This window comes from Enterococcus ratti, assembly GCF_001886195.1.
In the GTDB taxonomy this organism is placed as follows: Bacteria; Bacillota; Bacilli; order Lactobacillales; family Enterococcaceae; genus Enterococcus_B; species Enterococcus_B ratti.
The window spans coordinates 117,836-142,362 of the sequence record NZ_JXLB01000001.1 but is presented as its reverse complement, the minus strand read 5'-3'; the positions used below and the strand labels follow the sequence as shown (position 1 = coordinate 142,362).

Sequence of the window (24,527 nt, the reverse complement as noted above, 5' to 3'; positions counted from 1 at the left end):
AAAGCATTCTTTCATTTTTTTTGCAATTCGTCAACTAGAAACGAATGATTGATTAAAAGAACAAATAAAAATGATAAAACCAGCTTGTTTTGTAGAAACAACATTGGTATGATAAATTTGATAAGGAAGGTGTAACATGAAAAAAAGACAGAAAAAGAAAAACGCATATAAACAGTATATCCGTTCGATTTTTACTGGTTATGAAAAAATGCTAGAAAACACTGAGTTAAATGAAATGAAGTTTTCATACTTGAATGAAGAAACACTTTTAACTCGTGATGAAAAACAACGCATCCACTTCACAACGAAGGACCTGCCGAATAAATAAACTATTTACTTAATATAAAAGAGTGAGGGGAGCCTCGCTCTTTTGTTTTTCTCTCTTATTAAGAAAAATGTCCGCTGTACCATTTTTTTATGGAAAATGGTACTATTAAAGTATCAATGTACATCAAGTAGGTATATTCCCACCACAATTATTAAAGAAGAATGTGAGGAGAGAAGAAGCATGAAAGAGACTACGCGGGAAAATGAACCGCTTCATGAAGAAAATCCATCTTTTTATGACATCAAAGAAAAAGTAAGTACAAACTTGTCTCAATTATTAAAAGATTTAAAAGCTTTTGAAAAAGCCGTCCATGAAGAAAACATCCCCAAAATTTATCAATTATACAATGGCCATTTAAATGATGAGTTGAAAAAAAGCTCAAATGAAAATCATGAGATCGATAAACTACTGATGCAAAAAATTCATGATCGATTTGTTCAAAAATTTCCATTTATGGAATTAGTTGAGACAATTTCTCCTACTATGAGCTATTACAAAATTGGTACGTATTACCATGAAAGACCCACAATCGGTATCGATGCAAGTTTACCTGAAATATTTGTCTTACCCCAAATTGATCAAGAATGGGAGACTTATACGCAACAAAAACCTGATGATTATCATGAACAAATCAATGCGCTCGAAGCAAAAGTCATCACGGCAAAAGCAGAGATTAAACGAATTGATGGTGAGCTAAATGAAATTAATCGACAAATTCCTCAACTTGATGATACAAAAAGTTTCTTGAATCGTAAAAAAGTAAAAGAAGAAATACAAAAATTAGAAAAACAAAAACAAAGTCTTGCAAATGAAAAAATTGAATGGTTGCCATACATCGAAGCACCAGAAAAAATTCAAGAACAAAAAGAAATATTAAAGAAAAAAGCAAAAGCCAATCAATTACGTGCAGCAATTGTGGAAAAAGAGCAGCGACAAATCAAACGTTATTTTGGAGAAAAAGAAGGATTTGCTCAAGCCGTTCATCAATTTTTGATGGAGTATTTAGGAAGGGAAAATTCTATCGCTTCAAGTGAGGAGGCTGAACATGACTAGCGATAAAGAACATAAAAAAAGCCAAACATTCGAAATCCCACAAGCTGAAAAAGCTTTTAAAGAAGAAAAGACTCAAAAATTTCAAATAGAAAATCTTGAATCGTCTGTGGAAACGTCAACGATAGAAACGCAGCCTGTGCTTTCTGAAGAAATAGTTGAAAATGAAACCAAGCGCAAAGAAAATCAAAATGAAAATCACGTGTATTTAGAATCAAAAAAACGCGATCATCAAGATATCGTTCTTTTGATTGAAACGGCTGAAGCTGAACTGGCAGATTTGCGATTACGAAAAGCCTTGATTGAATCTGATTTTTCAAAATTGCTTGATTACTTCACCCGTTACATCACAAATGAAACACCTATTTCTCCGATAGGAAAAACTAGCTTGATTGAATATGTTGCATATGAACTTTTACGACCGTTAAATGACATTGGGTTAGAATTATCTGAAACTGCCTATGATACTTGGAAAACAAGACATTTTTTAGCTAATTATAATTTAAATGAACAAAATGAATTAATTTTTTCGTTTATAATTCCGACGATCAATCAACGTTACCAAGTAGAGGCAATTAATCTTTTAGAAGTTTCTCCTGAAACAATGGAAATTACCATTCAAGATGATCGTGTATTATCTTTGATTCGCTATTGGTCTGTGGATCGTTTATTTTCTACTGGCCAAATCACGATTTTTAATCACAAAATAAATCAGATATTGGCTCATGCACGAACATTAGGCTTTTTTGTTAATCAAACGTTATTAGATAACACAAAGCCACTTCATTTAACGCTGCAAAGTGAATTTGAATTAACTGAACAAGTACTGGATGATATTTTTATTACTACGATGAACCATCCTTCTTATGATTTTGAAAAAATAATGGAGGAACAATACAAAGTTCTATTAGATAAAGGACAATCGTTAATTATTTCAAAAAACCAACAAAATCAAACAACGTTAGAAATCTCGTCTGGCGAGTACCACCGATCAGTTATTGACTTCTTCATTAATTATGAATTTTTAGTGCCTTTAATAGTCCGAAAAGTCTAAACAGAAAATTAAAACGTGTGGTAGTCTAACCAGTGATTGGCACATGTTTTTTCTTTGCGGTCCTTTTAAAAGATAGGAAACACTCGCTTAAGAAGAAGCTTCGAATATTGGAAAAATGAAAGAAATATGTAAAGAAGAATCTATCATTAACGATTTAAACAATCGCAAATCTTTTTTATTTACAGTTTCGTAAAATACTAAAGGAAGAAGGAAATAGATGTGGAAAATTTAAAAAAAAACGGAATGTTTTCTGTCATTGCAGCATTAGGAGCAAATCTTTTAGTCGCTGCAAGTAAATTTGTCGGCTATGCAATCAGTGGAAGTACAGCAATGCTTAATGAAAGTATTCATAGTATCGTTGATTGCAGTAATCAAATTCTCCTGCTTTTTGGAGAGAAACGAGCAAATAAAGGACAAAGTGAATTGCATCCGTTTGGTGAAGGTAGAGCAAAATATTTCTTTAGCACCATTGTAGCAACGATGCTCTTTTTTGGTGGCGGTGCGTTAGGAGTAATGGAAGCATTTGAAAAATTAACACATCCTTCTCATGAGATTGATCATCCAAGTATCATCATTATGATTTTGCTTTTTGGTTTAATTATTGAAGGAAGTTCTTTACGAATTGCTATGAAAGAAATCTATACATTAAATACTGAAAAGCTATCATTAATGGAATTTTTACGAGAAAGTCGTCATAGTGAAATTTTGATTATCTTTACAGAAGATTTTTGTGCCGTTATAGGATTGTTGCTTGCGTTACTAGGAACCTTTTTAACCATGATGACAGGAATTGCTGCTTTTGACGCTTTTAGCGGCTTATTAATTGGTCTTCTTTTGATGGGAGCAGCTATCTTCTTAGCAAAAGAATTTTACAGTTTGATCGTTGGCGAAAGTGTCACTGCGAGTGATTTAAATAAAATCAAACAAGCGTTTAAACGTCCAGAAGTTTCTCGACTAATAGACGTAAAAACGGTGCATTTAAGTCCTGCGGAAATCTTGATTGCTGCAAAAATAGATATTTTTGATCAGAAGGAACATGAATCCTACACGATTATTAATGATATTGAAAAAACGATTAGGCAATCGTTAAATGATAAAAGGGTTTATATTTACATTGAAACAGATAAATATGATCCTAATTATCAACGAAGCACAGACGTAAATTAAGCATATGAGTGAAAGAAGATTAATTTTTATTCTAAAATTTCAAATTTTATATTTAAAATGAGAAAAAAATAATGTTGTTTTTAAATAAAACGGCTACAATTTCTTTTTTTTATGTTACAATGAGTCCGCTGTTTATTTGTTGTAATTGAAGGAGATATTTTGATGAATAAAAAGAAAAGTGCGCCATGGCTTCAGGCTTTACATGCAGTAATGCCACTTTGCTTAAGCTATATTCCGGTTGGATTGGCTTGTGGAGTATTATTGCAAAAAGTTGGATTTGATCCACTGTTAACAGGTCTGCTGTCCATTTTAGTTTTTTCGGGTGGAGCGCAATTTTTAGTGGCTTCGATGCTTACGACTCAGGCATCTTTTGCTACAACACTTTTAATGGTATTTTTCTTAGAATTACGCTACACGTTGTTAGGATCAAGTCTTTCAGGTTTTATGAAAAAAGAAAAGAGATCATTCTTAGCAATATTTTCGCAGTCTTTAAATGATGAAAATTATGCAGTGAATTATTTAAAATATTCAACAGATCCTACATGGAATAAGCAAAAAGCTTTGTATGTCAATTGGTTTTCGATGGCTTCTTGGACAGGCAGTAACGTGATTGGAAACATCTTTGGTTCTGTGATTCGTGTAGATGCTGATCTTGTCCATTTTGCATTGACTGCAATGTTTATTTTCATGTTTGTGATGCAAATGAAAAACGTAATTCTCATCTTTACTGGAATTTTTTCTGGAATATTAGGGGTTGGGTTTATGATTTTATTTGACAATACATTAGGTCTAATTGCTGCAACAGTGATTGCTTCTTTCGTAGGCTTTTCATTAGAAAAAGCATTTAAAAAAGAGAAAGAAAAAAAGTTGAAGCGACAAAGAAATCGTGGTAAGCATGTCAATGAACCGCTATTTAATTTCCCAGAACAGGAGAGACAGCATCATGACTAAAACTTATCTTTTGCTTTTAGTACTTAGTTTATTTGTTGTGGCTTATGTGCCACGTTTATTCCCGATGCTTTATTTCACTCATCGAAAAGTACCATCATGGTTTAGCGAATGGATGAAATATGTGCCTGTTGCTTTATTTGCAGCTTTAGCCTTCAAAGATGTATTTATTACCCATGGACAATTGGAAATTGTTTGGAACAATAAAATTTTAGCGATGGTTCTTGTTGCTGGAGTAGCCTACAAATCTCGTTCCATGGCATTATCCGTCATTACCGGTCTCGCTTCTGTTTTTTTACTGTCTATGTTTTAAAATTTAGCAATTGAGTCATCAATCCTTGATAAAAATGAATAATCGCTGTTTTAAAAACAGCTTTTAAGGAAATAAGTCAATTAATCTAGAAAATATAAAAAACTGTTTTCGGATTGTTCGGCTTATTTTTTTGTGCTATTTGTTACCGTTCTTTTTTATACCTTGTTTTTAAAATTATGGAGGGATCATTTGTCCTTCGTTGTTTTTTTGCTATAATGAGGAAGGTATTGATTTAAATATAGATAGTCGAGGAAAATGAAATGAATAAAAAATTGATGCAAGGAACATTCTGGTTAACTTTTGCTAACTTGCTTTGCAAGGTATTAGGAGTCCTTTACTTAATTCCATGGTTAAGCATGATCGGAAACAATCAAGAAGGAATGCTGGCGACCACCTTATACAACGTAGGCTACTTGCCTTATGGCTTGTTCTTAATGCTAGGAACCGTGGGATTTCCTAACGCCATTGCAAAAAAAGTAGCCATTGCTACTAAAGAAAATGATGCCGCTGCATGTCAGCTCATTTTTCGCAGTACCATTAATATTATGTTTGGCATTGGAATTGTTTCGGCTTTATTGATGTATTTCTTTGCACCTTTACTTGCTGGAATTAGCCCAATCGCTAACGTGAATAACGGAATTTTAGCGATTCGTAGTTTGTGTCCTTCTTTAGTTGCGATCCCTATTTTAAGTGCAATGAGGGGCTATTTTCAAGGAAAGAATTTTTTGCGCCCTTATGGTACGTCACTAATCATCGAACAAGCTGTTCGCGTTTTAGTTATTTTAGCAGGAACTTTTTATTTAAGAGTCTTAACAAATGGCACGATCTTACAAGCCGTTTTAATTAGTACGGTTGCATCCTTTTTTGGTGGTCTAGCAGCAATTATCCATATGTATTTTATCGGTCATAAAAATAATTACTTTAAAATTCGAGACTTTTTTCTTTCTACTCGTTATTTCCAACAAGAAAACCGCTCCGCTTCTTTAGAAATTATTCGTGAAACGTTACCATTTATTTTCGTTGGTTCAGTCATTACAATTGTTCAAATGATTGATCAAGTTACTATGAAACCTTTGCTGCACTTTTTCAAACCGGAAATAACGAATCAACAACTCGAATTTTTATTCAGTCGTGCCTCTGTCAACCCTAATAAACTGACGCTAATCTTGATTTCTATGGTTGGTACAGTAGCAATTAGCAGCTTGCCTATTTTGAGCACCTTAAGGAAAAAAGACCGTTTACGAATCGAAAAAACAGTGGGAGACAGTTTTTCCATCGCTTTGTTAATCTTACTACCTGCTTTAGCTGGAATGTCACTGTTAGCTGGTCCTTTGTATACATTGTTTTTCGGATATGATCCTGATAGCGTAGGCTATTTCCAATTTGCACTGTTAGCCTCTTTGTTCTTTTCATTATTTACGATCCTTTCAACCATGTTACAATCGCTTAATCATCATCGCATCGCAATTTACTTAACTGTTGAAGCTATCATTTTAAAAATTATTTTTCAAATCATCGGATTAGCAGTTTTAGGCGGGTATGGGATGAGTTTTTCAAACACCTTTGCTTTTGCTATTGTGTTTATTCGAGGATATTATTACATGTGTAAAGAATACCGCATTGCACCATTAGCTAAAATTAGATTTTTCTTTCTTAAAACGTTTCGTTCGACTCTTTTTATGTTGATTGTTTGTATGCTATTTTTTGTCCTATTAAACAGTCAATTGACTATGACTTCTAAGACCCATGCGGTTGTCTATTGTGTCGGATTAGGGGTTGTGGGAGGACTCACTTTTCTGTTTGCTCAATTTGGTAAAAATACGTTCCGTTTTCTTAAAAATTTTCAACAAAGGCGTCATTAAAAGAAAAAAATGATATAAATGAAAAAGTAAGGCGTGATAATCTGACGATAAAAGAAGTGGGAGAGGCTGGTAGTTTCTCTCGCTTTTTGATTCAGAGGTTCAAATATAACCTGTCTTATGATATAGTTATTAAGACTGGTAAAATTCTTTGAAATGAGGAAATTAAATAAATGAAACTTGCAGTAGTTACTGACAGCACGGCTTATTTGCCTAAACGGATTAAGAATCATCCTGATTTATTCATTATTCCTATTCCTGTTATTTTAGATGGTAAAACTTACAATGAAGGTATCGATATTGAAGCAGATGAATATTACGGTCTGCTGAAAAATAGCAAAGATTTTCCTACAACCTCACAACCTGCTGTCGGCGAAGTAATGGCGTTATATGAAGAATTAAAAGACAAAGGGTACGATACGATTTTAAGCATTCATTTATCATCTGGTATTTCTGGATTTGTGAATACACTGCATGCGTTGAAAAATGATGTAGAGGGTGTAAAAATCGTTCCTTATGATTCAAAAATTACGAGCATGCCAATGGGACATATGGTAGAAACGGCATTAGATTTGAACAAAAAAGGACATTCCTTGGAAGAAATTTTAACGCATATTGATCGTATTCGTGAGAATACTTATGCGTATCTCATTGTGGATGATTTGAATAATTTAGTTCGGGGCGGACGCTTGACAAATGGAGCTGCATTAATCGGTGGTTTGTTAAAAATTAAACCGATCTTAACTTTTTCAGAAGGAAAAATCGTTTTATTTGAAAAAATTCGTTCAAGTAGAAAAGCCTTTGCTCGAGCAGAAAAAATAATTGGACTTAGAAGAAATGAAATTGTTCCACCAGTTAAATTATACGTCATTCATGCAAATAATCTAGAAGTAGCAAAAGAAGAAAAAGACAAACTACAAAAACAATACCCTCATGCTGAAATTGAAATCGGACATTTCGGACCAGTTATTGGCAGCCATTTAGGAGAAAAAGCGATTGGTCTTGCTATTTCCGCACAATAAACATTCTTTTTTATGTTCATACGATCTCGTGACTAAACCAGATACGTTAGTTGCGAGGTTTTTTTTGCCTTTTTTTTTCATAAATCGTATAATCACTTTAAATTTTAGTAAATGAGTAATTACAATTATTCAAAGAGAAAGGTCGATTTTAATGGAAATTCCAACAAATTTAAATCATAAACCTGTCATTGTTGTAAAAGATTATGAACAAGTTGATGGAACAAGAGCACTTCATACAGATGTCAAAGCTCTTTCATTGGGTGTAATTCATAAAAGCGCTCACAATAAAGCAGAAATTTCCGGTAAAGTGTGGCACCGCACGGGAGAAAAATGGTCCCAACAATCGCAAGAATTACCGATTACGCGTATTTTAGATTTAGCGATTCTCGCAGCGCAAGGAAGCGTGTATTTTCAAGATGCTTATCGTTATAAAAAATTCTACAATCCTGAAAATTCTGTAGTTGACATTATTGGGCTACAAGGAAATCGAATGACGGTTGAAATAGAAACCCAAAATCCTAAAATTGATGAAGACGTTCTCCTTTACTACGATACTTTACAAAAGGAAGGAGAGTTGATTGGGGAACGTTTTCGTATTTTAAAACGCTTATTAGATGATTTAGGCTATTAAAGAAGGAGAATTCAGTATGAAAAATTTTTCATTAACAAAAGAGCGACGATTTTCAACGATTGAAAAACAAATGATCTGGCAAAAACCTGCGAGTCATCGAACGAGTAGTGAAGAACTAAGAATTGCTACTGAAATTTATGAAAATTGGCATGACCCAGAAATGAAAATCAGTAATATTTTATTGGAAGGAGATGCTGGTTCAGGAAAAACGCAGCTTGCAAAAGCACTTTCTTCCGATTTACAGCTTCCTTATACGAAAGTTACTTGTTTTGCCGACATGGACAAATCTGACGTATTCGGTGCATTATTGCCAGTCGTTGACTCGGATTTAAAAGAGGATCAAAGATTGATTGAAGCCATCAATCAATCAGATACACTTGAAGCTGTTTTACAATTAATCAGAAATCATTACAATCTCAGTTACGAAACAGCTAAATTAAAATTGGCAGATTTTATACATCGCAGCATGCAAGTCAATGAAGAAAGTAGTATTCGTTATAAGTATTATCCTTCTGAAATTGTTCGGGCAATCGAAAAAGGCTATTTATTAGAAATTCAAGAACCAACTGTCATTCGTGATGCCTCTGTGTTAGTAGCGTTAAACTCTGCATTAGAGCCAAACGGTCTTTTAAACTTGCCGACAGGTGTTATTTCCCGCCATTGCGACTGTATCATCATTATTACAACTAATCGAAATTATCAAGGAAATCGGCCTCTAAATGAATCCTTCAGAGACCGCATGCAGCATGCTGAAAAAATGAATTTACCGTCATTGGAAGTAATGGCTGAGCGAGCCTTAGGAAAAACAAAAATCCAGCAACCAAATTTGCTAGTAAAATTAGCTGAAATCATTCGTTTATTAGATGACACGGCTAAGGCAAATGCGATCAAAGGAGTTGCAGGAATGCGTTCTTATTTCTATTGGGCAAATACATGGAAACAAGGACAAGATCTATTACAAACAATTTATCCTAAAGTTCTTTATAAATTAACGACAGATGTAGAAGAATTAAAAATATTAACACAAGCTTTAGATGAAAGCGGGCTTTTGGAAGAACTTAGAGAACTGTTACGAAAAATCAAAGGGGAGGATTCACCCAAAATAAGAACACGTGGAAGAATTCTAGATAAAACGACAGCTACAGAAAGAGAAATTGATCAATTAGCAGAAGAAACTTTTTCGCTAAAAGAACACGTGGAGACATCAGAAAAAATATGCGACAATTCTTCAAAAGAATCGTTTCCTACAGAAGAGCTTTCACCTGCTAATGAATTTTTCCCTTTAAAGAAGGAGAAAAGAAGTCAAGAAATAGAAGGAAAAAATCAACAAGAACAAGCAGAGGACACTTCAAAAACCATGTCGGCTTCTGACATGGAAGCTTATGACAAAAAAATTAAACAGAAGCTAAACAAGCAAGCACGTCAAGTCATGAAGGGGACTTTGCACGAAAAAGTGGGATTGATTGTTCATCGACCGAAATTCGAGCCAAAAAATTCAGAAGCAAAGCAATTAAGACAAGAAGTCTTACCGATCGTTGACTCTTTAAGCCGACAAATATGTGATTTACTAGAACATGAAGAAACTGACGTCTATCAAAAAGGAAAATACGAAGGACAACGTTTTAATGCCAGTCGAATAGTTTACAATGACTGGCGTAATTTTGACAAGAAAAATCCTCCTCATGAACGGCCTTCACTAGCTGTGGCTTTGCGAATTGATGAGTCAGGATCAATGATACGTGACGAACGAATTGAAGTGGCAAAAAGAACGGCAATTGCATTGGCAGAATTTGCTAAGCGTGTAAACATTCCTTTAATGATTTATGGGGATACAGCGGATGTTTCTACTCGTGAAAAAACGTCAATCTTTTCCTATAAAGAGTTTACTGATGATTTTAGTTGGTTAGCTGAAAAATTAGTTACTATGAAGCCACGACAGAATAATCGCGATGGCGCTGTGTTACGATTGATGGCAAATAAATTAAGCCAAGAAGCGGCTACTACTAAGTTGCTCGTATCAATTAGTGACGGCCAACCTAAAGCGTTACCAGATTATACTGGAAAAAAAGCAAAAGCAGATATCCAAGCAGTGTTAGCTGAATATGACCGTCAAGGAATTATTTTTGTTTCGGCTGCGATCGGACAAGATAAAAAGGACATTAAAGAGATTTATGGAGAAAGTCGCTTCATTGACATTACTGACGTTCATGAATTGCCCAAACAATTGATTCAATTGATTTCACGTTACTTGTAAATGATTCTTTTAAAAACAGTTGTGACTTCGTTTGCTTATAAAAAGAAAAATGGTGCATTTTATAAGATGAGCACGTGGAAAGAAAGCTCCACAACTTTTTTATTTGATTGAATTTGTTATACAACAAATCGTCATGAATAGAAACTCTTTCCAATAGGATGAATAATGTTTGATCCAAATTATTGATTAGTCAATAATTATCCACCAAATTTTTCATTATTGCTTTATAATAAAAGAAAAAGAACTAAGGAGAAAAAGAATGGTACAGACAAAAACTTGGTGGAAAGAAGCGGTTGGATATCAAATTTATCCGGCCAGTTTTAAAGATAGTAACGCAGATGGGCTGGGGGACATTAATGGCATACGGGAAAAGCTTCCTTATTTAAGCTCCCTTGGGATTGATTTTATTTGGCTCAATCCAATTTATTCTTCACCCTTTATTGACAACGGGTATGACATTAGTCATTATCAAAAAATTTTTGAAAAATTTGGTACGATGTCAGATTTTGATCAATTACTAAAAGAGGCGCATCAACAAGGCATTAAAATTATTATGGATCTTGTCATTAATCATACCTCTGATCAACATGAATGGTTTATTGAATCAAAAAAATCACGGAATAATCCGTATCGTGATTATTATATATGGACAGATGGTACGCCCGAAAAAACACCTAATGAATGGCAGTCGATTTTTGGCGGTTCTGCTTGGGAATATGACGAAAAAACCAAACAATATTTTCTCCATATTTTTGCAAAAGAGCAGCCGGATTTAAATTGGGAAAATAGCAAATTAAAAAATGAACTATTTAGCATGATTCGCTGGTGGTTGGATAAAGGAATTGATGGCTTTCGTTTAGATGCAATTTCTCATGTGAAAAAAGCAGCGTATTCTGTAAAAGCAACTGAGCAGCCATTTTCTCCTTTTCAAAATGTATCAGGTATCGAAGAACACTTAAATGAATTGAAAACGGTCTTTGATGCCTATAATATCTTAACTATAGGAGAAGCAAGCGGCGTATCAGCAAAAGAAGGACCCACATGGGTGGGGAAAGAAGGCTATTTTGACATGATTTTTGAATTTGAGCATCTTTCACTTTGGAAACAGGAAAAAGAAGGAAAGCTAGATGTAATAAAGCTAAAAAAAGCGTTAAGTGCATGGCAAACTGCTTTAGATGGTAAAGGATGGAATGCTTTGTACATGGAAAATCACGATGTTCCACGTTCCGTTTCTGTTTTTGGGAATACAAGTAACTATTGGCAAAGGTCTACTAAAGCAATTGCTATGATGTATTTTTTCCTGCAAGGTACACCGTTTATCTATCAAGGCCAAGAAATTGGAATGACCAACATGTCCTTTACGACCATTGACGCTATTGATGCAATTGATTCTAAACGTCTGTATACGCAATTAATAAAAGAAGGAAAAAGTCCAGCAGAAGCACTAAACATTGTTTCCACTACTACTCGCGACAATAGTCGAACACCTATGCAATGGAGTTCAGAACAATTTGCAGGCTTTTCTTCTAAACATCCTTGGCTTGGTATTAATCCTAATTATCTTTTTATTAATGTTAAACAACAAGAAAATGATCCAACATCTATTTTAGCGTTTTATAAAGAAATGATACGTATTCGCCGAACAAAGAAAGGACTGGTCTATGGTTCTTTTAAAGAACACCTTGCGAAACATCCGCAATTATATGTATATGAACGTATACTGAATGAAAAACGATATTTAGTGATCGTCAACCTTACAAAAGACAAGGCGACTTATTCTTTACCAGCAGCAGTAGAGGCTAACTGGCAATTACTGCTTACAAATTATCAGAAAAGACCATTTAAAAAACAAGGCATATTAGAACCTTATGAAGCACAATTATTTGAAAGAGTGTAATAACTACTTTACAAAAAAGAGGCCAAAAGCCTCTTTTTATACTTTTTATTTTAAAAATAAATAATTAGAAGAAAGGCTACTCATTTAATCATCTCTCGTTACCAAAAATGGTTGTTGCCTAACTCCCATTACTACATGTCATTTTTTGTCCATTTACTCCATTCATATTCAGCTCGAAAACCACCAATATATTTCGGACGTGAACGTAAAGCCGTCACGTGTGCGCTTCCTAACATCTGATTTTTAGGTCGAACAGGGACTTGAACATGTTTAATGTGCATACCGATCGCTGTATCGCCAATATCAATCCCAGCTTGTGCGATAACATGTTCCACTTCTACTGGATCAACAAATTGTTCAAAGGCTGCGACAGAGCAAGCACCGCCTGCATGTAAAGCAGGAACGACAGAAACAATTTCAAACTGCTTCTTTTCTGCTACAGAACGTTCTATTACTAATGCTCGATTTATATGTTCACACCCTTGAACAGCTAAAGAAATGCTTAATGGATCAAGAATTTCTCTAAGTGTTTGAATAACCCATTGTCCGACCTCCATACTTGAATTTTTTCCAATACGGCCGCCAATAATTTCACTCGTGCTGCATCCTAATACAAATAAATCCCCTCGTTTCAAATTTGCTTCTGTCAAAACATCATTGACCATTTCAGTTAACGTTTGTTTTAACTCCATTTCTGTAATGTTCATTTTATTCTTCCTTTCATTATCTACTAGTTCTTCTTTTTTGCACTGTTCGTCGAATAACATGATTAAGCGGTAAAGCAAGCCCAATACCTACAATATTTTGGAAAAAATTCCCAAAAATGGAAGCAACCCCAGCAGGCCAACCATACAATAACCAACCACCTAAAAAATAACCGCTAATCATTAGGATACTTCCTAAAGCGAGTCCGAACCACTTGCTCTTTACTGATTTTTCCGCAAAATAGCCACTGACCCAACCTTGAAGACCGTGAATCAAAAATGAAAAAATAGCCCATTGAGGATACCCTGAAAGCAAGTCAATTAATAAACCACTTGAAGCTCCTACAACTAAACCACCAACGGGACCAAATAAAAAAGCAGTCGTATAAATCCCCACTTCACAAAGTGTAACAAAACCATTGGTTACAGGAACAGGAAGAAAAACTGTTAAGGAAAGCACGACGGTTAAAGCAATCATCATTGCGTATTTCGTCAATCGTTTCGCTGTCAACTAGGCTCCTCCTTCAAGGCGACCGCCAGACCACACACTTCCTGTCTGACTTCCCATCATTACACCGTGTGAAATACACTGATAAACATACGCTTTACTATGATGAATTGCTTTTGAAAGCGTACGTCCCTGAACAAGATTAGCGGTAATTGCTGAAGAAAAAGTACAGCCAGCACCATTTACGGTTACTTTTTTTAACTTCTTTAATGCAAACATTTCTACTTTCTCTGCATGATACAACACGTCTATTGCTTGATTGCCGGCAATACCAGCTCCTCCTTTAACAAGAACAGCTTTACTTCCCAAAGAATGAATAAATTTAGCTGCTTCAATTAGTTCCTCTGTACTTGCACAGGTTTTTCCTTCTGAAAGTAAAGCAGCTTCTTTTAGATTTGGTGTCACTAAATCAACCAACGGGAATAGGTCTTTTACTAAGCAATCCATGTAAGTTTGGTTTGCCAAAGCAAGTGCCTCTTTAAAAGCTAATACTGGGTCTAGAACAATCGGTATTCCTAACTGCTCTTTTAAAAAATCACGGACTACTTGAATTGCTTCAACAGAATGTAACAGTCCAATTTTTATACCATCTAGTTTGACCATTTTGCCAATAGCGGTTAACTGTTTTTCTAACCAGTCAGCAGGTAGATCTTCTAGTATAAACGTACCATTTTCATCTATCATTCCTACGCAAGTAAGGGCACTCATCCCAAAAAGTTGATAATTTTCAAAAGTTTTTAGATCAGATTGAATGCCACCGCCAGCAAAGGGGTCTGAACCTCCAATTGTTAGTATCTTTTGCATTAATCTCCCTCCACAAAAAAAGTATAACGAAAGTCCTTTTAAAATAAAACAGCCAATTGGCATATTTTAAAATCATCCAATTTTAATTATTTATTTCACACAATCATTTTTTGTAGCATCTTGATAAAAAATAAAATAGATCAAATCAATTTTTTTTAAAAATGTAATTATTGGTACTTCAATGAACCACTTTTTTCTGTACAATAAATAAAAAGGAGGGGATGTTTTATAAATTCATAAGAAAGTTGTATAGGGAACAAATACGCAAAAAAAAATTGTTATGAAGGAGAAAAAATGAAAAGAAGAGGTAACGATAACAAGTATTCAAAATTTTCGACTGCTGATGATAAACTTTCGCCAATAGCAATCAATTATAAACATAAAAATGGGGATTACCGTAGTGTAATCATATTGCCTACCAATAAGTTTCATCGGAGTCTTCTTAAAAACTATAATCATTTATTAAAGACTCAAAGAAAACTAAATGAAAAAAAGAAATATTCACTCAAATATCTATTGAATAAAGCAAAAAATATAAGTATCAATGATCAATTAAATGGCACAGCAAAATCAGTCCTTCGCCATTATAAAATTGAATATAAACAATCTAGATAACCCTATCTCATGCATGATAATCGATTAAATTTCTTTCATTTAGAAGCGATAAGAGTTGAAGTTATTTAACATCAGGTACTGGTGCAAGAGATTCCAAAAATTACGCTTCAGCAAATGATAGTATAAATAGTTAAGTTGACTCATACTTAATTTTTATCGTATCCACTGATTTAAATTAAAGGAGAATACATATGCCTTATCTCAATGATTCACAACGATATTTAGAAATAGTAGGACTTGCTTTAGGAATAATGGAAAATGACAGATGGGTATTACTTGATAACAAAGACAATTATTCCTTGTTATTTGCTGCTTATATTAAAATGATTGAAAAAGACGAAGACAACTTTTTTGTTGATTCAACGAAAAAAGAAGCAATTATTAATTCACTTAAAAGAACTACTGATTTTTATCGTTATACTCAACCTGAAGAATTGATCCATTCGATACAAAATTTGACCTCAAATAACGCAGCAGATTTTCTGTTGCTGCCACTCATGTATCCTTGCACAAATGATGATGTTGGTGAAGACACTGATTCCATCTTTTTATCTGTCCATGCTTCAGGGGCATTGATTTATAAAGAAGATGACGGGTATAAATTCGTTATGATAGATAAAGCATCAATATTCACACGTAATATTGATGCTACTGCAGCATATGTCACCATTCCTCCAGAAAATCTATCGACAGTTTGTCGGCAATTATTAATAGATAGAGATGACATTCTTTATTATGTTAACGATGATGGCGTATTTTATAAGAAACCTTATGAAATTTTGCATTTTATTGTTAAAAATTCAGTTTCTGGCAAACCAATTAAACTTCCAATCAAGATGAACTTTCAACCAAAAGGAAATTGTGTAGTAGGAAACATTGAAGCCACATTAAAGACTGCGCTCTATAATTGTCAAAAAAATATTTTTGCTTTGAACAATAAAAATTCTGTACCTATAACATGGAAAAATACATTAGAAATGCGTAAACAATTCGTAACTGCCATGGTCGAAATGAAACCTGAAATAGCAAAATGTTTCTGGTATTTATTTAATCTGTATTCAAGTAAAAAGAAAATGAATATTAAAAAAAAAGGACTCCCAATAGATGTAATAAATACTGCACCAATCAAACAAATCATGCTAGGAGAACTTCCTGAGGATGCTTATGAACAAGCAAAGAAAAAATTCGAAGAAACAAAAAAGAGAGCAAAAAAACGCTCAAGCAAGAAAAACGCTGCTCTATCAAAAAAAGATATTGTAGTATTTCAAAACAGGTATCTTTGACTTTTTCAACCATTTAAGGAGAAAGGAAAATCCTTAAATGGTTGAAACTATTTTCTGCTTCTAACGAACGTCTTAAAGAATATGTAGCTTTAGTAAATTTTATGTAACGATTGGTTGATTTTTTTTAGACTTGTAATTCTTTTTCAATTTGTTTTCTTCGCACTTTCATAGTTGCCGTTCGTGGAATATCTTCGTATTTCCGAATGATAGGAGGATTTAATCGAGGCAATTCATGAACTTGTTTCCACCAACGTTCCCAATCCATTTCTTGTTCAGGAGCTAGCGCAATCAATGGTTGAGGTGCATGATGTTTGTCACGAACGATAACTACTTCTGATAAAAATTCTAATGAGTCTAGCAAAAAATCCTCAATTGCTAAATTACTATTGATCGTATCAATTAAATCCACTTGTCGATCTTTTAAAAACAAGCAGCCATTTTCATCCATACTGCCATAATCTCCGCTATCCCACCATGTACCGTCTATGTTTTCTTCAAAACGTGCCTCCTCTTTATAATAAGTCAATGCCCGTCCTTTTGATAACAATTGAATATGTCCGTCTTTATTAGAAGGTAAAACATTTCCATCTTTGTCTGTGATTCTTGCTTTCGTTAATTCACCAAGACCGACACCCATATTTCTTGCATTATTTGATTTAAGACTTTTTAAAGTGTGCGCTTTCAATATCATAGGACCGCATTCACTTTGGCCATACACCTGCAAGAAAATAGCCCTTTTATTTGTAGAAGCAGTTAAAAATGTTTCCATAGTTCGATTATTGATGGCATCAAAAGTAGAGTGATAGTAACGAATACTTGAAAAAGCTTCCGGATGCTTTCTTGCAGTAAAGCTCCATTGTACGAAATTATTGGGATGGGTTTCTAAAGCAATGGGAGGATGGGCTTTTAACATTTTCACCACATGTTCTCCTCGGGCATCTGCTAATGACATCATTGGAAATCCCATCGCCATTAATGAAGAGACACCGATATTAAAACGAGAATGAACCGGTGAAATATGAAAAGCAACTAATTTTTTCTTTGCTATTTTAGTAAACACTGTCTTTTGCCATTTGGTTCGCCAACCCATGGAATAGGCAGAATGACAAATCAGTTTAGGAATACCGGTTGTTCCGGATGTATGGGTTATGTAAGAAATAGCTTCGTTTGACAATTTTTTTTGCTCGACCGAGAGAAAAGGCTGCGTCAAAAGATGCGAAACAGCAAGTTGTTTTTCTTTTGTTCCGTTAGAAATAGTTGCAACACGTTCAGCAGTCTCATCATCAAACAAAATGAACGGGTCTTCTAAGCGATTTACAAAAACTTCTAAGATAGAAGCTGGAAAGTGGTGGGAGATCATTACTGGCACAGCTCCTAAATAACTAGAAGCCACAGCTAGCAAATAAGTGTCAAACGCAGAACTTTTATAAATGATAATTTTGTCTCCTAAACCAACACCAAGACGCGCAAGTTGAAAAGCACGAGTTAAAACTAGCTCCAAAGCTTCTTTATACGTGCTTTTCAATCCAAGCTCAGGAAAAGCAACTAAAGGTTGGTCAAAAATGAAAGAAACGTCTGGTGTTGCATTAGCTGCATCTTGAAAATTTGAAAAAAGATTTAGCGGTGAATAAGTCACTGTTTTCATGGGTCACACTCCGATTTTGTTTTTTAATCAAACTAAAAAGTAAAAGATGTTGAGAATATTTAATTATGAATTTTATCGTTTTTTTCACAAAATTCGCTATAATATTATCACAAATCCTAAATAAAAAATAGTTTTGTTTGTGAAAATAATCTTTATATTTTATAGAGTATTTAATTTTTATAAGAAAAAGCCAACATTTTTTTATACACTTCTTCAAAAGAGTGTTTATTAAGATAGCGATTCCCATATAGATAGTTTACGATGTCCATATCACCAAAATAGCAAAAAACATAATAACCATAAGTTTTTCGGCATAATTCTGGAGAAATATTTTTGTATACAGTAATTTTACTTAAAATTTGTCGAATCGTCCGTGGTGAAATTTGCTGCTCATGTGACGATCGAAAAACAAATGAATCACTCGTCGTCCCTTCTTTTGAAGTTTCTAAATAGCTACTTAAAAAAGGCAATGCTTCATTAGGAATAGGGGACTGATTCAGTCGATTTTTCTTGCGCGTAAGAAAAATAACTTGTTTGGTTAAATCAATATCTTTTCTTTTTAACTCTACGACTTCATGTATTTTTAATCCACAATATAAAAGAACCGCAACAATCGCTAAATTCCTTGGACGATTTTTCTTTTCAAAACTTGCTTCACGCGCAGAGCTAAACCCTTTAGCAGGAATAAACAGGTTTTCAAAATGTTGAAATAATGAAGCATCCATATATCGCCAAGCTGCGTCAGGAGTTTCTGGCAGACTTTTTCCTAACAAAGACAATTCTTCCGCTAATAGTTCTTTTTGATACAAAAAACGCAGAAAATGGTTCAATGAGTATTGCTTTCTCGATAAACCATAATAGCCATTTTTAAATTGTTGATTTGTTGATTGAAATGTAGTAGTCTGAAACGTTCGAGTATGCTTGTAAATATTTTCTAAGAAATTTAAATAGTCTTGTTTTTCCAACTGGAGAATCAGCGTATCAGTTACTTCTTTACCAGATACTTCACGCAAATAATCTGTAAGTAAGTGAAAATCTTTGGCATATTCATAACGACTGCTTAACGAAAGTTTTGTGCGATTTTCATTTAAAAATACTTGAAAGATAGGAGGAAGTTGTGCAGAACGCTCTTTTAGTTTTTTTTGAAGATGTTTTCTTGTTTTTTGATCCATAAAAGATCCCCCTTTTTATCTTTTTTATTTCTTTCACCTTAACAGCTTTTAAGTCTGAATTGCAAACATAAAAAACGAAACATTTTCTCTCTAAAAAGAAAAGCAAAGACGGCTTGAACATAAAAGCATCTTTAGGTAATCAACGTGACGTTTTGAGAAAACATTCATTTTAAAGGAAGCTGGATTTTAAAATCAGCACCTTGCGGAAAATTATCCGCAACCATAATTTGCCCTTTATGTTGTACCACAATTTGTTTTGCTATCGCTAATCCTAACCCGTATCCGCCAGTTTCTTTTGAACGTGACCGGTCTTCCCGATAAAAGCGATCAAAAATATGTTTTTTTGCTTCATCACTGATGGTCGGTCCTGTATTTTTTATATGAATCAACCAGTCTTTATGATTAGCTTTTGAGATCACTACGATACGATCCTGTTGATTTGTATATTTTAAAGCATTGTCTAAAAGAATAACAAATACTTGATGAAGCTTTTGCGGATCAAAACGAACAATCACTTGTGTTTCATTTTGCAAAATAAATTCCTTGTGATCAATTGCTGCCATTTCTTGAAAAGGTTTAACTAATTCATCTAAAAATTCGTTTGTTTGAATAGCTTTTATTTCTAATGTTTGTTCGTTTGAATCATTTCGGGCAATGGTTAAAAGATCCCTTGTTAAGCCAGAAAGTCTTCGTGTTTGAGAAAGCGCTTGTGCAATGCTTTCAGATTCTTCGATGATCCTGTGATTTGGCTTAGTAAAGAGGTGCTCAAGACTGTTTTGGATAATTGTCAATGGCGTTCTTAATTCATGAGAAGCATTTTCAATAAATTCTTTTTGACGTTTCCAAGAAGCGAGAATCGGACGCATAGCTAAATTCGATAAGTAATAACTGATACCAATCGAAAGCAACCAAAAAATTACCATACAAAGGATCATGATCCTGCGAAAATCGGCAAAAGAGTGCTTAATTTGATTCGTATTTGCTAAAATTTGAATATAAGCCACGTCTCCTTGGTTCGTACCAGCTTTTTTTGTAACGGACCGAAAAGAAAGAAGGGAGTCGCTCTCCTCTTGTTTCAACTCGATCGTTTGGATCGTATTAAGATGTTGTTTATCAAGTACGACTTCTTCAATCTGACTAAATCGACCGCCGATTTCTTCTTTATTTAAAATTTTACCATCAGAAGACCATAAAACGATTTGTGTATTGAACTGATCGGTAATTGATTCATTTATAGACGAATCTAAAAAAGGATTATTTTGTTGGTAGCGAGCAATTTCCAACTGCACAATCTGAGAATGAACGTCTGTATTTTTTAAAAACAAGTCAGTCTCCCAATAAGCCGATTGACTCAATACTTGTAACGTGATTAATCTCAATAAAAAGAAAACCAAGGCAAAAGCTAAGATATTGGCGACAAAAAAATTTTTACGCTGCTTTTGTAAAATATTCCTATTCATTTAATTTCTTTATGTTCAAGTATATGTTCATTGAATAAGCCCAAAGAACGTCTTAATAAAGCCTTGATTCGCATCAACAATTCTTCTCGATAAAATGGCTTCGTTAAATAATCGTCTGCACCACATTCAAAACCTTTGATTTTATCTTCTAACCCATCTTTGGCGGTCAGAACCAATATCGGGGTTTGATTCTTTTTTTTTCGAATATAAGTCAAGACTTCATAGCCATTCATTTCTGGCAACATCAGATCCAAAACTGCTAAATCATATGTACCGCTTTCTAATTCAAATAAACCTTCACTACCATTATATACTTGTTTGATCTCGCCCATTTCAGAAAGAATGTCTTTGATATTGTCTGATAAAATTTTATCGTCTTCAATAATTAAAAGTTTGATCATTCGTTTCCCTCATTTGTTTTGTTTTCTTTAGTTTATCATGAATCACATAAAAAATACTTAAAGCCTTAAATTCTCTTATCATTTTCATAAATGCGAATATAAAATGAAGAACTTAAAACAATTAGATGACTTTTTTTAGTTTTATTAAGTGACAAATTGTCACTTATAAGCTATTCTATTGATTAGTGACAAACCGTCACTAACTAAAATTGTAGGAGGGGGAAACAATGTTTTTAGCTATTAAAGAAATAAAATATGCGAAACTACGCTATGGATTGATCATTGGAATCATGTTCTTAATTGCTTATGTGGTTTTCATGTTATCCGGGTTAGCTAGCGGGCTGGCAGAAGAATTTAAAAAAGCAATCAATGATTGGCATGCTCAAGAAATCATTTTATCAGAAGATGCGAATAAAGTTTTTGCAGCCTCACAATTAACAATAGGTGATTTAGAACAAATCCAAGCAAATGAGAAAGCACCCATTGGTTTATTTAGCGGAGCAATCAAAGGAAAAGACAAGGAAAACGTCACAGTCTTTGGTACAAAAGATCATGCTTTCTTACTTCCAAAATTAAGTAAAGGCCGTTGCTTTAATAAAGAAAATGAAATTATTATTTCTCAAAATCTTGCAAAAAATAATTATAAAATTGGGGATAGAATAAAAATAGGAAGTGATACGCAAGAATTAGTTATTGTAGGAATTTTTCCTGAAACTTATTATACAGTAACACCTGTGATTTACACTAATCTAAAAACATGGACTCGTTTGAAATATGGAAGTCAGCCATTTTCTTCACAAAAAAAGAGACCAATCAGTGCAATCGTTACAAAAAATTCTGCAACACTTACACAAACTGGAGCATCCAAAACCTTGCAAAAGCTTTCAATTCCAGAATTTATTGAAAGTATTCCTGGATATTCTGCCCAAAACATGACGTTGAATGCGATGGTCTATTTCTTGTTTTTAGTTGTCGCAGCAGTCGTTGGCATCTTTATGTATGTCATCACATTACAAAAAACAGCGATATTTGGTGTCATGAAAGCACAAGGCATTCGTAACTCGTTTATTGCTCGTTCACTTGTTGCTCAATCGTTTATCATTGGCATGATAGGCGCCATACTTGCCATCTTTGCTGCTTATCTAACAAGTTTGATCTTACCAAATGCTATGCCGTTCACCACTTTTTGGACACAATGGTTGCTATATAGTGGCATCTTAATAATCGTTGCTGTATTAGGCGGTGTATTTTCAATCCGAACCATTGCAAAAGTCGATCCAATTACAGCAATAGGAGGATAAATGACATGAAAAAAATTTTAACAATGAAAAAGATCGTCAAGAAATTTGGAAGCGGACATACTGAAGTGACTGCATTAAAAGGCATTGATTTTCAGGTAAAGCAAGGGGAGTTTGTTAGTATTATTGGGCCATCCGGTTCAGGAAAAAGTACATTTTTAACAATCTGTGGTGGTTTACAGACACCAACTTCCGGTGAAATTATTATCAATGAGCAATCTTTTTCAGATCTATCTGAGAAAAAAAGAGCGGATTTACGTTTTAAAGAAATTGGCTTCATTTTACAAAGTTCAAATTTAATTCCTTTTTTAAAGGTCAAAGAACAATTTTATTTAGTCAATCGGGTAAGTCATCAGAAAAAAACAGAAGCTACAATTGATGAGCTGTTAAAATCCCTTGATATCTACAGATTAAAAGAGAGTTACCCTAAAGATTTATCTGGTGGAGAACGGCAACGCGTCGCAATTGCTCGAGCGCTGTTTAATGATCCTAGTTTAATTTTAGCGGATGAGCCAACTGCCAGCTTAGATACAGATCATGCATACGACGTAATAAAATTACTTGTAAAAGAAGCACATGAAAAACAAAAAGCAACTGTCATGGTTACTCACGATGCTCGCATGATCCAATGGAGTGACCGAGTCTATCGAATGAAAGATGGCAATTTGTTAGAAGAAATGATTGAAAAGGAGGCAGGAGATGCCTAAAACAACATTTATTAATCTGCCTTCTTTGAAGAAGCAAAGAATTCTTGAAGTTCTGTTGAAAAATTTTTCTAAACGACCGATCAGTCAAGTAAAAGTGGCTGATATTGTTGAAGATATGGCAATGTCTCGTGGTGCATTTTATAAATACTTTGACGATCTAGAAGATGCTTATACCTATGCGATTCATTATTATTCACTTCAAATTCACCAAGACCTTCTACAGTATATTCATAAAAGCAAACAAGATTTTTTTCGAGGAATTGAAAATTATCTAGCTTGGTGCAGTACTTTAGATACTAAAAATAATTATTGGTGTATCCTTCAATTTTTAACCCAAAGCAACGATTTTTCTAGGCATAAACGAATAACTTCTTCTAAATCCGAAGAGATTCACGAGTGGTTTAATCTTTTAAAAATCAACCATTTTTCAATAAAAGATTCTGAGGAAGCACTTAGTTTTTTATATTTTATTATGGATTTAGTCATCACTTCCTTAACAGATTGCATTGCAAACGCTTGGACAACAAAACAGTTGCTTCACGATTACCATTATAAAGTAAAATGGCTGCAAGTTGGTCTAAAAAGACGAGAATAAGATCGTATGACTATCTGCAAAATAAAAGTGAAGAAAATCCTAAATTATCCTATCATCGATATATTTATAAAAAAAACTATATCAATATAATTTTTTTTTATAGTTGAACGCAAAGGGTTCTTATTTTCCTCTTGAAGTGGTAGGCTTTAAATGCAATAAAAATAAAGGGATGAAGAAAATGAAAAAAATAATCATATTCGGTGATAGCATTGCAGCAGGATTATTTCAAGGAGAAGTTGCCCATATTTTAGACAGTTATCTTTCAGATGCTCTTAATTCACTAGGAAAAACAGATTTTACAATCACCAATTTAGGAAAAAAAGGCGATTCTACAACAAGCTGTCTTGAAAGACTAAACCAACTCACAAAGCAAGAAAAAACAGCCGAGTACGTTGTCATGAATGTAGGTATCAATGATGCAATCAATCAAAGAAATAATCAGGAAACATATCAAAAAAATCTGCAACAAATGATTCAACAGTTTCGAAATAGTCACATTATTTTAGTTGGTCCTAGTTATGTAGATGAAAAAATTAAAACACAAACTGTTCCAAAAATATTAATCGAATATGGCAAAATTGCAAAAAAAGTAGCCGAGTCAATGAAAGTCGACTTTATTGATTTCTATCATTATGAAAAAACTTTTGAAGATCCTTCTCTTTATTTACAAGAAGACGGATTACATCCTTCAAAACTAGGTTATCACTTCTTAAGTACATTGATTGCTCAATGCATCCAAATAAAGGAACAACAATAATAAAAAAAGAGTCATACATCCAACAACTAAACACAGATATGGAATAACTGTTAAA

At 33.8% G+C, this 24,527-nt stretch carries 23 protein-coding genes and 1 pseudogene; 17 read left to right on the top strand and 7 right to left on the bottom strand.

Annotation, left to right across the window (positions count from 1 at the left end; genetic code table 11):
- Positions 1-136 precede the first annotated feature (136 nt).
- The 11 genes from RV14_RS00665 (at position 137) to RV14_RS00615 (ending at position 12,523) form a co-directional block, all read left to right on the top strand.
- Positions 137-328: a hypothetical protein gene (locus tag RV14_RS00665; protein ID WP_071854435.1), complete on the top strand. Its 192-nt coding sequence runs from the start codon at positions 137-139 to the stop codon at positions 326-328.
- A 180-nt stretch (positions 329-508) separates the two neighbouring features.
- Positions 509-1,381 carry a coiled-coil domain-containing protein gene (locus RV14_RS00660; protein WP_071854434.1) on the top strand — a complete coding sequence of 291 codons (873 nt, stop codon included), beginning with the start codon at positions 509-511 and terminating at the stop codon, positions 1,379-1,381.
- Positions 1,374-2,432 carry a hypothetical protein gene (locus tag RV14_RS00655; RefSeq protein WP_084650189.1) on the top strand — a complete coding sequence of 353 codons (1,059 nt, stop codon included), beginning with the start codon at positions 1,374-1,376 and terminating at the stop codon, positions 2,430-2,432. The genes RV14_RS00660 and RV14_RS00655 overlap by 8 nt, the downstream gene beginning before the upstream one ends.
- Before the next feature lie 219 nt (positions 2,433-2,651).
- The gene (locus RV14_RS00650) at positions 2,652-3,599 is read left to right on the top strand and encodes a cation diffusion facilitator family transporter (protein WP_071854433.1); all 948 of its coding nucleotides are present in this window, start codon (positions 2,652-2,654) and stop codon (positions 3,597-3,599) included.
- A gap of 162 nt (positions 3,600-3,761) precedes the next feature.
- Positions 3,762-4,550, top strand: a complete 789-nt coding sequence (locus RV14_RS00645; RefSeq protein WP_071854432.1) for an AzlC family ABC transporter permease — start codon at positions 3,762-3,764, stop codon at positions 4,548-4,550.
- A complete protein-coding gene (locus RV14_RS00640; protein WP_071854431.1) occupies positions 4,543-4,860 on the top strand; it encodes an AzlD domain-containing protein in 318 nt (105 codons plus the stop codon). Before RV14_RS00645 ends, RV14_RS00640 begins: the two co-directional genes overlap by 8 nt.
- A 260-nt stretch (positions 4,861-5,120) precedes the next feature.
- On the top strand, positions 5,121-6,722 hold the full coding sequence (locus tag RV14_RS00635) for an oligosaccharide flippase family protein (protein WP_071854430.1): 1,602 nt from the start codon (positions 5,121-5,123) through the stop codon (positions 6,720-6,722).
- 170 nt (positions 6,723-6,892) lie between these two features.
- A complete protein-coding gene (locus tag RV14_RS00630; protein ID WP_071854429.1) occupies positions 6,893-7,741 on the top strand; it encodes a DegV family protein in 849 nt (282 codons plus the stop codon).
- Positions 7,742-7,892: 151 nt separating this feature from the next.
- Positions 7,893-8,372: a DUF6530 family protein gene (locus tag RV14_RS00625; protein ID WP_071854428.1), complete on the top strand. Its 480-nt coding sequence runs from the start codon at positions 7,893-7,895 to the stop codon at positions 8,370-8,372.
- Between the two features lie 16 nt (positions 8,373-8,388).
- Positions 8,389-10,626 carry an AAA family ATPase gene (locus tag RV14_RS00620; RefSeq protein WP_071854427.1) on the top strand — a complete coding sequence of 746 codons (2,238 nt, stop codon included), beginning with the start codon at positions 8,389-8,391 and terminating at the stop codon, positions 10,624-10,626.
- 259 nt (positions 10,627-10,885) lie between these two features.
- Positions 10,886-12,523 carry a glycoside hydrolase family 13 protein gene (locus RV14_RS00615; protein ID WP_071854426.1) on the top strand — a complete coding sequence of 546 codons (1,638 nt, stop codon included), beginning with the start codon at positions 10,886-10,888 and terminating at the stop codon, positions 12,521-12,523.
- A 131-nt stretch (positions 12,524-12,654) separates the two neighbouring features.
- Here the strand turns inward: RV14_RS00615 and RV14_RS00610 are convergent, their stop codons facing one another.
- Genes RV14_RS00610 through thiD form a run of 3 tightly spaced genes read right to left on the bottom strand, consistent with a single transcriptional unit; the run spans position 12,655 to position 14,539 of the window.
- The gene (locus RV14_RS00610) at positions 12,655-13,230 is read right to left on the bottom strand and encodes a TIGR01440 family protein (RefSeq protein ID WP_071854425.1); all 576 of its coding nucleotides are present in this window, start codon (positions 13,228-13,230) and stop codon (positions 12,655-12,657) included.
- Positions 13,231-13,246: 16 nt separating this feature from the next.
- Entirely contained in the window at positions 13,247-13,738 is a 492-nt protein-coding gene (locus RV14_RS00605; protein WP_071854424.1) for an ECF transporter S component, read from the bottom strand.
- Positions 13,739-14,539, bottom strand: a complete 801-nt coding sequence (gene thiD, locus RV14_RS00600; RefSeq protein ID WP_071854423.1) for a bifunctional hydroxymethylpyrimidine kinase/phosphomethylpyrimidine kinase — start codon at positions 14,537-14,539, stop codon at positions 13,739-13,741.
- A 294-nt stretch (positions 14,540-14,833) separates the two neighbouring features.
- Here thiD and RV14_RS00595 point away from each other — a divergent pair, with 294 nt between their 5' ends.
- Both RV14_RS00595 and RV14_RS00590 read left to right on the top strand, forming a co-directional pair.
- Positions 14,834-15,154, top strand: a complete 321-nt coding sequence (locus tag RV14_RS00595) for a hypothetical protein (protein ID WP_071854422.1) — start codon at positions 14,834-14,836, stop codon at positions 15,152-15,154.
- A 191-nt stretch (positions 15,155-15,345) separates the two neighbouring features.
- The gene (locus RV14_RS00590) at positions 15,346-16,437 is read left to right on the top strand and encodes a hypothetical protein (protein WP_071854421.1); all 1,092 of its coding nucleotides are present in this window, start codon (positions 15,346-15,348) and stop codon (positions 16,435-16,437) included.
- Positions 16,438-16,561: 124 nt separating this feature from the next.
- Here the strand turns inward: RV14_RS00590 and RV14_RS00585 are convergent, their stop codons facing one another.
- The 4 genes and pseudogenes from RV14_RS00585 to RV14_RS00570 all read right to left on the bottom strand — a co-directional run.
- Positions 16,562-18,082: an AMP-binding protein gene (locus tag RV14_RS00585; RefSeq protein ID WP_071854420.1), complete on the bottom strand. Its 1,521-nt coding sequence runs from the start codon at positions 18,080-18,082 to the stop codon at positions 16,562-16,564.
- Between the two features lie 170 nt (positions 18,083-18,252).
- Entirely contained in the window at positions 18,253-19,254 is a 1,002-nt protein-coding gene (locus RV14_RS00580; protein ID WP_071854419.1) for a tyrosine-type recombinase/integrase, read from the bottom strand.
- 164 nt (positions 19,255-19,418) lie between these two features.
- Positions 19,419-20,714, bottom strand: a complete 1,296-nt coding sequence (locus RV14_RS00575; RefSeq protein ID WP_071854418.1) for a sensor histidine kinase — start codon at positions 20,712-20,714, stop codon at positions 19,419-19,421.
- A gap of 2 nt (positions 20,715-20,716) precedes the next feature.
- Positions 20,717-21,115 (bottom strand): annotated as a pseudogene (locus RV14_RS00570) (response regulator transcription factor); the annotation flags it as partial.
- A gap of 227 nt (positions 21,116-21,342) precedes the next feature.
- Here RV14_RS00570 and RV14_RS00565 point away from each other — a divergent pair.
- The 4 genes from RV14_RS00565 to RV14_RS00550 all read left to right on the top strand — a co-directional run bounded on the left by RV14_RS00565 (position 21,343) and on the right by RV14_RS00550 (position 24,472).
- Entirely contained in the window at positions 21,343-22,416 is a 1,074-nt protein-coding gene (locus RV14_RS00565) for an ABC transporter permease (protein ID WP_071854417.1), read from the top strand.
- Between the two features lie 5 nt (positions 22,417-22,421).
- Complete coding sequence (locus RV14_RS00560) at positions 22,422-23,120, top strand: ABC transporter ATP-binding protein (protein WP_071854416.1); 699 nt, start codon at positions 22,422-22,424, stop codon at positions 23,118-23,120.
- Positions 23,113-23,715 (top strand): TetR/AcrR family transcriptional regulator, encoded by a 603-nt coding sequence (locus RV14_RS00555; protein WP_071854415.1) that lies wholly within the window; start codon positions 23,113-23,115, stop codon positions 23,713-23,715. The genes RV14_RS00560 and RV14_RS00555 overlap by 8 nt, the downstream gene beginning before the upstream one ends.
- 178 nt (positions 23,716-23,893) lie before the next feature.
- A complete protein-coding gene (locus tag RV14_RS00550; protein WP_071854414.1) occupies positions 23,894-24,472 on the top strand; it encodes an SGNH/GDSL hydrolase family protein in 579 nt (192 codons plus the stop codon).
- Positions 24,473-24,527 lie beyond the last annotated feature (55 nt).

Excerpts from the sequence above, each read along its gene's own strand:
- RV14_RS00665 (WP_071854435.1), top strand. The coding sequence starts at position 137 with ATGAAAAAAAGACAGAAAAAGAAAAACGCATATAAACAGTATATCCGT.
- RV14_RS00660 (WP_071854434.1), top strand. The coding sequence starts at position 509 with ATGAAAGAGACTACGCGGGAAAATGAACCGCTTCATGAAGAAAATCCA.
- RV14_RS00655 (WP_084650189.1), top strand. The coding sequence starts at position 1,374 with ATGACTAGCGATAAAGAACATAAAAAAAGCCAAACATTCGAAATCCCA.
- RV14_RS00645 (WP_071854432.1), top strand. The coding sequence starts at position 3,762 with ATGAATAAAAAGAAAAGTGCGCCATGGCTTCAGGCTTTACATGCAGTA.
- RV14_RS00640 (WP_071854431.1), top strand. The coding sequence starts at position 4,543 with ATGACTAAAACTTATCTTTTGCTTTTAGTACTTAGTTTATTTGTTGTG.
- RV14_RS00635 (WP_071854430.1), top strand. The coding sequence starts at position 5,121 with ATGAATAAAAAATTGATGCAAGGAACATTCTGGTTAACTTTTGCTAAC.
- RV14_RS00630 (WP_071854429.1), top strand. The coding sequence starts at position 6,893 with ATGAAACTTGCAGTAGTTACTGACAGCACGGCTTATTTGCCTAAACGG.
- RV14_RS00625 (WP_071854428.1), top strand. The coding sequence starts at position 7,893 with ATGGAAATTCCAACAAATTTAAATCATAAACCTGTCATTGTTGTAAAA.
- RV14_RS00620 (WP_071854427.1), top strand. The coding sequence starts at position 8,389 with ATGAAAAATTTTTCATTAACAAAAGAGCGACGATTTTCAACGATTGAA.
- RV14_RS00615 (WP_071854426.1), top strand. The coding sequence starts at position 10,886 with ATGGTACAGACAAAAACTTGGTGGAAAGAAGCGGTTGGATATCAAATT.
- RV14_RS00610 (WP_071854425.1), bottom strand. The coding sequence starts at position 13,230 with ATGAACATTACAGAAATGGAGTTAAAACAAACGTTAACTGAAATGGTC.
- thiD (WP_071854423.1), bottom strand. The coding sequence starts at position 14,539 with ATGCAAAAGATACTAACAATTGGAGGTTCAGACCCCTTTGCTGGCGGT.
- RV14_RS00595 (WP_071854422.1), top strand. The coding sequence starts at position 14,834 with ATGAAAAGAAGAGGTAACGATAACAAGTATTCAAAATTTTCGACTGCT.
- RV14_RS00590 (WP_071854421.1), top strand. The coding sequence starts at position 15,346 with ATGCCTTATCTCAATGATTCACAACGATATTTAGAAATAGTAGGACTT.
- RV14_RS00585 (WP_071854420.1), bottom strand. The coding sequence starts at position 18,082 with ATGAAAACAGTGACTTATTCACCGCTAAATCTTTTTTCAAATTTTCAA.
- RV14_RS00580 (WP_071854419.1), bottom strand. The coding sequence starts at position 19,254 with ATGGATCAAAAAACAAGAAAACATCTTCAAAAAAAACTAAAAGAGCGT.
- RV14_RS00575 (WP_071854418.1), bottom strand. The coding sequence starts at position 20,714 with ATGAATAGGAATATTTTACAAAAGCAGCGTAAAAATTTTTTTGTCGCC.
- RV14_RS00565 (WP_071854417.1), top strand. The coding sequence starts at position 21,343 with ATGTTTTTAGCTATTAAAGAAATAAAATATGCGAAACTACGCTATGGA.
- RV14_RS00560 (WP_071854416.1), top strand. The coding sequence starts at position 22,422 with ATGAAAAAAATTTTAACAATGAAAAAGATCGTCAAGAAATTTGGAAGC.
- RV14_RS00555 (WP_071854415.1), top strand. The coding sequence starts at position 23,113 with ATGCCTAAAACAACATTTATTAATCTGCCTTCTTTGAAGAAGCAAAGA.
- RV14_RS00550 (WP_071854414.1), top strand. The coding sequence starts at position 23,894 with ATGAAAAAAATAATCATATTCGGTGATAGCATTGCAGCAGGATTATTT.